The organism is Mesorhizobium sp. P5_C1, from assembly GCF_054049815.1.
This window is the reverse complement of record NZ_JBFULQ010000307.1, coordinates 1-6,767: the sequence shown is the minus strand read 5'-3', so window position 1 is coordinate 6,767 and position 6,767 is coordinate 1. Positions and strand designations below refer to the sequence as shown.

The following is a 6,767-nucleotide window of genomic DNA, read 5'->3' as shown; positions in this document are numbered from 1 at the left end:
GAGTGACGCAGGGTTTGGTGCGTCTTTCAGATGGACGCATGACGGCTGCCTTCGAGCGGAAGGACGGCCGGGACGGGATATCGATGCCGAAGAAGGTCATGATCGTCGAGGACAATGAGCTCAATATGAAGCTCTTTCGGGACCTCATCGAAGCAAGCGGTTACGAGACCGTGCGCACCCGCAACGGCCTGGAAGCGCTCGATCTGGCGCGCAAGCACCGGCCGGATCTCATCCTGATGGACATCCAGTTGCCTGAAGTGTCGGGGCTGGAGGTGACCAAATGGCTGAAGGAGGATGACGAGTTGCACGTCATCCCGGTCATCGCGGTGACCGCCTTCGCGATGAAAGGCGACGAGGAACGCATCCGCCAGGGTGGCTGCGAAGCCTATATCTCCAAGCCGATCTCGGTGCCGCGTTTCATCGAAACCATCAAATCCTATCTGGGCGATGCGTGATGCGCCCTTCCAGCCAAGCCGGAGCCTTGTGACATGACTGCACGGATCCTCGTCGTCGACGACATCCCTGCCAATGTGCGGCTGCTGGAGGTCCGGCTGCTGGCCGAATATTTCGAGGTGTTGACCGCCACCAACGGGCCGGACGCCATCGAGACCTGCGAGAATGGCAAGGTCGATGTCGTGCTGCTCGACGTGATGATGCCCGACATGGACGGGTTCGAAGTCTGCCGACGGCTGAAGAGCGACCCGGCGACGTCGCACATTCCGGTGGTGATGATCACCGCGCTCGACCAGGTTTCCGACCGCGTGCGCGGGCTCGAAGCTGGCGCCGATGATTTCCTGACCAAACCGGTCAACGACCTGCAACTGATGACGCGCGTCAAGAGCCTGGTCCGGCTGAAGTCGCTGACCGACGAGTTGCGGCTGCGCGCCTCGACGACGCGCAACATTGGTATCGAAGAATTGCTGAGCCGCAATTTCGCCTCCGAGGACACGACGCCGAAAGTGCTTTTGATCGACGAGCGCAAATCCTCGGTCGAGCGCATCCAGAAGATGCTGCGCGACCGTGCCGACGTCGACGTCACCAGCGATCCGCATGCCGGCTTCTTCCAGGCCGCCGAGACGCCCTACGAATGCGTGATGATCTCTACGGCCTTTGCGGATTTCGATCCGCTCCGGCTCTGTTCGCAGTTGCGCTCGCTCGACCGCACCCGTTTCGTTCCGATCATCCTGCTGGCGGAGGCGGGCGAGGACGAGCGCATCATTCGTGGCCTGGAGCTCGGCATCAACGACTATCTGATACGGCCGATCGACCAGCAAGAACTGACAGCGCGGCTGCGCACCCAGGTGCGCCGCAAGCGCTACAACGACCAGCTGCGCGCCAGCGTCACCCAAACCATCGAAATGGCGGTGACCGACGGGCTGACCGGACTGCACAACCGCCGCTACCTCGACAGCCATCTGCAGACGCTGTTCGATCGCGCCGTGGCGCGGCGGCGGCCGCTGTCGGTGATGATCACCGACCTCGATCGTTTCAAGTCGATCAACGACGCGCACGGCCATGACGGCGGCGACGATGTGTTGCGGGAATTCGCGCGACGGCTGCGCAAGAATGTCCGGGGCATCGACCTTGCCTGCCGCTTTGGTGGCGAGGAGTTCGTCGTGGTCATGCCGGACACTGACGGCACGGTGGCCGAAAGGGTGGCCGAACGCATTCGCGCCGAAATTGCCCAGGCGCCTTTTGCCATCGGCCCGGACGGCAAGACGACCGAAGTCACCGTCAGTGTCGGCGTGTCGTCGGTGCTGAAGGGGGTGGACACGGTGGCGGCGCTGATGAAACGTGCCGACCTCGCTCTCTACGAAGCCAAGAGCGGCGGCCGCAACCGCGTCGTCGCCAAGGCGGCGTAACCCGCAAAGGCCCGATTTTCCAGTCAAGCCGATAGGGTTACCCGTTTACCTTAATCCAAGCGATTCGCGAGCCTTGGTTAAGAAATGGTTGATTTTCATAAACTCTTGCGCAAGTGTGCAGGCCAAGACGAAGCCGGCACGAGGGTAGTCAGCCGGCTCGATCCCTAGAAATACCCCATGATGCTCAGGTCCGCCGCATCTCCTGGGTCCGTGGGGTCGGCCGGCCGGCGCTGGCGCATAGTGGCCTCCTCGTACCGCTGCCAAACGCCGACCGGCCCCCTTCTCCAAACAGAACATCGGAGCTCCGTGCCAAGGCACGGATGACTCTGCTTTTTGCGTGTGAAAAATCCGGATCCTGTGATCAGCGGCGATAGCCATATGGCGCGCCCTGTCATTGCGCGAGAGGCTTTGTTGGTGGCTGGCCTCTGAGGGAGGGCTACCTCTCCAGTTCATACATATGGCGCACAAGGGGCTTGCGGCAAGACCCGGCTCCTCCCGTAAAACCGTCGGCCTAACCCAAGGGTACGGAACGGAGAGTGCGATAATGGCTGTAATGACCGATCATGCGGTGGTGATTGCCGGAGGTGGCCCGACAGGGTTGCTGCTGGCAGCTGAACTCGCGCTGGCGGGTGTCGACGTTGCCATTGTCGAACGGCGTCCCAACCAGGAGCTTGTTGGCTTGCGTGCGGGCGGCCTGCATGCACGCACGATCGAAGTTCTGGATCAGCGTGGGATCGCCGACCGGTTTTTGTCGCAAGGACAACGCTTTCAGGTCGTGGGCTTCCACATGATCCGGCTGGACATCAGCGACTTTCCAACGCGGCACAACTGCCTGCTCGGGCTGCGTCAAAACCACATTGAACGCATATTGGCCGGTCGGGTCGACGAGTTGAAAGTGCCGATCTATCGCGGACAGGAGGTCGCGGCGTTGGCGCAAGACGACAGCCGGGTCATCATCGAGTTGGCCGATGGCCAACGTATGAAGACACATTATCTGGTGGGCTGTGACGGAGGGCGAAGCCTCATCCGAAAAGCAGCCGGCATCGAATTCGCCGGATGGGATCCGACGATGAGCTGGATGATCGCCGAGGTCGAGATGTCTGAGGAGCCGCCATTCGGCTTCCGGAGGACGGACTCCGGTATCCACGCTTTGGGCAAGACCGGAGAGGGTGGGACAGTCGGCGTCGTGCTGACAGAACCGCGACTGGAGACCGGTGGAGAACCCACGCTTCGCGATCTCAGCGAGGCGCTGGTTGCCATCTATGGGACCGACTATGGAGTCCACAGTCCGACTTGGCTCTCACGATTTACCGACATGACGCGGCAAGCCGCGACCTATCGTGACAGACGCGTCCTGCTGGCGGGCGATGCCGCGCACATCCATCCCCCGATGGGCGGGCAGGGTCTCAACATCGGCGTACAGGATGCGGTCAACCTCGGCTGGAAGCTGGCGCAGGTGGTCAAGCGGATCTCACCTGAGAGCCTCCTCGATACCTACCAGGCTGAGCGCCACCCGGTCGCCGCCCGTGTCTTGCAGAACACGATGGCACAGGTTGCGCTTCGGCGTATGGACGACCGCGGCAAGGCGATGGGCGACATCGTTGCCGAACTGTTCGGGATGGACGAACCGCGCAGACGAATGGCCGGCGAGATGTCCGGTCTGGGCGTTCACTACAATCTCGGCGAGGGGCATCCTCTGCTCGGCCGGCGGATGCCCGACCTCGACCTGCTCACTGCCAACGGCCCGCTGAGAGTCTTTGCCCTGCTGCATGATGCCCGGCCGGTCATGCTGAACTTCGGTCAGCCAGGCGGCTTCGACATCACACCGTGGGGGGAACGGGTCCAGCAGATCGACGCCACATATTCCGGTCCGTGGGAGCTTCCGGTCCTTGGTCCCGTTGCCGCTCCGACCGCGGTGTTGATCCGGCCTGACGGCTATGTGGCCTGGGTAGGGGACGGAACCCGTCTTGGGCTTGCCGAGGCGCTGACCGCCTGGTTCGGACCGCCTGCCGTGGCGCCCCAGCCACAATAAAGTAGGCGCCACCTCCCGAAATACCTCCTGAATGCATCGCGTCGCCGCTTGTGGCGGCGCGGACTGCTGACAACCGATTGACAGGAGCTTCTATCCATGCAGAAATTGGTTGGACCATTGGACCACTTGGAGAGAGCGTGGACCAGAACAGCCTGCCACCCATTCAGACGACGGCGCGCGATGACGCCGTGCTGAAGGCGTTGGTTGGGTTTGTTCGCGCCGAAGCCTTGCAGCCCGGCGAGCGACTTCCGACAGAGCGTATTCTGGCCGAACGGCTGAAGGTCAGCCGCAACACGGTGCGTGAGGCGCTGACGCGCTGGGAAGGGCTCGGTCTGGTCGAGCGCCGGCAGGGCAGCGGAACCTACCTCAAGGCGGCCGTTTCACCCGGCATGCTGCATATGCCGCTGACGCTGGCGGGGGGAAACGATTTCACCAGCCTGATGCAGACGCTGGAAATCCGCCGCGCGCTGGAAGCGGAGGCCGCCGCACTCTGTGCCGAGCGTGCAAGCCAGACCGACATTGCCGAGATCGCGCGCAAGCTCGACATCATGGAGCAGGCGTTTCGCACGCGCGACGGCATGTCGTCGGAAGAGGACTGGGAGTTCCACCAGGCGATCTACCGGGTCTCCGGCAATCCGCTGTTCGAGCAGATCATCGCCGCCATGCACGAGTTGTTCCATCGCTTTTGGGAGCATCCGCTCGGCGTGCGCGACTTCGGCCATGCCAGCTTTCCCTATCACCGCACCATCTACGAATGCATCGCCGCGCGTGACCCGCAAGGCGCCCGCGCCGAGGCGCTCAAGCTGATCGCCACCGTCGAGGACGATCTGAAGCGCGGTGCGGCCAAACTCAAACTTTCGAGCCAGACATGAACGAGCAGCCATCCGGTTTCGACCACGATTATCTCGCCGAGGCGGCAACGCTGCTGGCGCATGACGAGCCATTCCCGGGCGGCGCGGTGGTGCCGCCGATCTACCAGACCTCGCTGTTCACCTTTGCCAACTATGCCGAGATGGCCGACACTTTCGCCGGCAAACGAAAGCAGCCTATCTATTCGCGCGGCGACAATCCGACGGTGATGGAGTTCGAGGCGCGGGTAGCGGCGCTCGAGGGCGCTGAGGCCGCGCGCGGCTTTTCCAGCGGCATGGCGGCGATTAGCGCCACCGTGCTTGCTTTCGTCGGTGCCGGCGAGCGCATCGTGGCGGTGCGCAATTGCTACGGCGATGCCTACCGGCTGTTCGAGCGGCTCTTGCCCCGGCTCAACATCAAAGTCGATTACGTCGATGGCTCCGACCCGGACGCGGTCGCGGCGGCACTTCCCGGCGCCAAGCTGCTCTACCTGGAAAGCCCGACCTCGATGATGTTCGAGCTCCAGGACATCGCGCATCTGACGCGGTTGGCGAAGGAGCAGGGCATCATCACCAGCATCGACAATTCCTGGGCAACGCCGGTGTTCCAGAAGCCGATCACCCACGGCGTCGACCTGGTGCTGCACTCGGCCTCGAAATATCTCGGTGGCCACAGCGACACCGTGGCCGGCGTCGTGGCCGGATCTGCCGCCCATATCAAGCATATCAACGAGCAGACCTATTCCTATCTCGGCGGCAAGCTGTCGCCGTTCGAGGCCTGGCTGCTCCTGCGCGGCTTGCGCACGCTGCCGCTGCGCCTGCCGCACCACATGAAAAGCGGCCTGACCCTCGCCGAGCGGCTGAAGGCGCATGCCAATGTTGAGCGCGTCAACCATCCTGCCTATTCGAACCATCCCGGCAAGGCGACGCTGGCCGGCTATGCCGGGCTGTTCTCCTTCGAGGTGACGGACGATATCGACATCCCCGTCTTCGTCGACGCGCTCAACTATTTCCGCCTCGGCGTCAGCTGGGGCGGGCATGAGAGCCTGGTCGTGCCTGCCAAGGCGTCGCTCGAGCAGACGCCGGGCCTAAATTCGATGGCGCGCTTCGGCGTCAGCCCCCGAACCATCCGCTTCAATGTCGGATTGGAAAGTGTCGAAGACCTGTGGGCGGACGTCGCCCAGGCCTTCGAAAAAGCCAGAAAATAACAAGCGGGTTCAAAATGGGAGTCTTGAACATGAAAAAACTGACCGTCATGCTTGCCACCGTTGCGGGGCTGGYGATTTCCGCCGGAAGTGCTGTGGCCGATTCGACCCTTAAGATGGTCGAAGTCATCACCAGCCCGCCGCGCACCGAATTCCTGAAGAAACAGATCGCCGAATTCGAAACCGCCAATCCCGGCGTCAAGGTCGAGCTGATCTCGCTGCCCTGGGGCCAGGCCTTCGAAAAATTCCTGACCATGGTGCAGGCCGGCGATACGCCCGATGTGGTCGAGATGCCGGAACGCTGGATGGGCCTCTATGCCAACAATGCCCAGCTCGAGGATCTCGGCCCCTACATGGCCAAGTGGGACGACGCCAAGACGCTCGGCGAGCGCGCCAAGCAGTTCGGCTCGACCGTCAACAACACGCAGTTCATGATCCCGTACGGCTACTACGTGAACGCGCTGTTCTGGAACAAGAAGCTGTTCAAGGAAGCCGGCCTAGACGGGCCGCCGGCGACGCTCGACGATTTCATCGCCGACTCCAAGAAGATYTCGGCAATACCGGGCAAATATGGCTACTGCCTGCGCGGCGGTCCGGGCGCCTTCAACGGCATGCACATGTTCATGAATATCGCAGCCGGCAAGGGCGGCTATTTCAACGAGGATGGCACCTCGACCATCAACGACGAAGGCTCGGTCAAGGGTCTGCAGATGCTGGCCGACATGTACAAGAATGGCTTGGCGCCGAAGGATGCTGTGAGCTGGGGCTTCAACGAGACGGTCACCGGCTTCTATTCCGGTACCTGCGCCATGCTCAACCA

6 protein-coding genes are annotated in these 6,767 nt (G+C 62.5%); all 6 read left to right on the top strand.

Features of this window, described 5'->3' with window-relative positions:
- The first annotated feature begins 83 nt into the window (after window positions 1–83).
- A complete protein-coding gene (locus ACXJ7R_RS21330; protein WP_095088146.1) occupies window positions 84–455 on the top strand; it encodes a response regulator in 372 nt (123 codons plus the stop codon).
- Window positions 456–488: 33 nt separating this feature from the next.
- Complete coding sequence (locus ACXJ7R_RS21325; protein WP_457153577.1) at window positions 489–1,862, top strand: PleD family two-component system response regulator; 1,374 nt, start codon at window positions 489–491, stop codon at window positions 1,860–1,862.
- A 553-nt stretch (window positions 1,863–2,415) separates the two neighbouring features.
- Complete coding sequence (locus ACXJ7R_RS21320) at window positions 2,416–3,894, top strand: FAD-dependent monooxygenase (protein WP_457153578.1); 1,479 nt, start codon at window positions 2,416–2,418, stop codon at window positions 3,892–3,894.
- A gap of 137 nt (window positions 3,895–4,031) precedes the next feature.
- Window positions 4,032–4,766: a FadR/GntR family transcriptional regulator gene (locus ACXJ7R_RS21315; RefSeq protein WP_457153576.1), complete on the top strand. Its 735-nt coding sequence runs from the start codon at window positions 4,032–4,034 to the stop codon at window positions 4,764–4,766.
- Window positions 4,763–5,950 (top strand): PLP-dependent transferase, encoded by a 1,188-nt coding sequence (locus tag ACXJ7R_RS21310; protein WP_457153575.1) that lies wholly within the window; start codon window positions 4,763–4,765, stop codon window positions 5,948–5,950. Before ACXJ7R_RS21315 ends, ACXJ7R_RS21310 begins: the two co-directional genes overlap by 4 nt.
- A gap of 29 nt (window positions 5,951–5,979) precedes the next feature.
- The coding region (locus tag ACXJ7R_RS21305; RefSeq protein WP_457153574.1) for an ABC transporter substrate-binding protein at window positions 5,980–6,767 on the top strand (788 nt) is incomplete at its 3' end.

Bases quoted from the DNA above. Each gene is read 5' to 3' on its own strand.
- ACXJ7R_RS21330 (WP_095088146.1), top strand. From the start codon at position 84: ATGCCGAAGAAGGTCATGATCGTCGAGGACAATGAGCTCAATATGAAG.
- ACXJ7R_RS21325 (WP_457153577.1), top strand. From the start codon at position 489: ATGACTGCACGGATCCTCGTCGTCGACGACATCCCTGCCAATGTGCGG.
- ACXJ7R_RS21320 (WP_457153578.1), top strand. From the start codon at position 2,416: ATGACCGATCATGCGGTGGTGATTGCCGGAGGTGGCCCGACAGGGTTG.
- ACXJ7R_RS21310 (WP_457153575.1), top strand. From the start codon at position 4,763: ATGAACGAGCAGCCATCCGGTTTCGACCACGATTATCTCGCCGAGGCG.